The 698-nt window shown below is 42.0% G+C and carries 1 protein-coding gene; it reads right to left on the reverse strand.

Annotated elements, in window-relative coordinates; all coding sequences use genetic code 11:
- Positions 1-698, reverse strand: a 698-nt coding sequence (locus G3O08_RS20795) for a hypothetical protein (RefSeq protein WP_163287364.1), incomplete at both ends; no start/stop codon positions are given.

Raw genomic sequence — 698 nt, forward strand, 5'->3', positions numbered from 1 at the left:
GTAGCAGTTATATCTTGATCTGGTGTATATGTGTACCAGTTACCTCCGTTGTCTGCATCAGGTTCTTGAAATGACGACACTCCACAGAATGTTAAATCAGTTCCTAAATCTGGTGCTGCTAGCGTAGAACCGGTATAAGTTTCAAAACAGCTTACTTCTTCAGCGGTAGAACAGTCTCCATTTGCGGGAGGTGTACCACACTGCAAGGTAATGTCAACCGATTGTGCGTTACTATATGCTCTTACTCTAACGTAATAAGTCTGTATAGTATCAGCTTCACCAAAGATATATCCTATGGCAAATGTATTACATGTTAAAAGCGTGTCCAGGCTAGTACAATCATCTCCTGCAAAAAGTGATGAAGTTAGAGCTGTACTGCTTGGGCCGTTACCCGATATATCTATACTATAGGCTTCGCCTATTTGTGTAGTGAATGAAAACCATATATCGCCATTTCCCGGTTGGAAACAATCATCTTCATAAGATGGTGTAGCGCCTAGAAAAGATACACCGGTAAGTGTTTCATTACAAAAAAGGTTGGTAGCGTTGCACGCTTCATCGTTATCAGGAATTGGAATACCTGCACAAACACAATCTTCATTAACGGTGTCGAGGCTAGTACTTGCATCGCCGTCATCACAAGCTGAACCAAAGTTTGCTTCAAGTTCTGGACAATCGAAGGGCTCCGAGACAATGTT

The organism is Cryomorpha ignava, from assembly GCF_010686655.1.
GTDB lineage: Bacteria > Bacteroidota > Bacteroidia > Flavobacteriales_D > Cryomorphaceae > Cryomorpha > Cryomorpha ignava.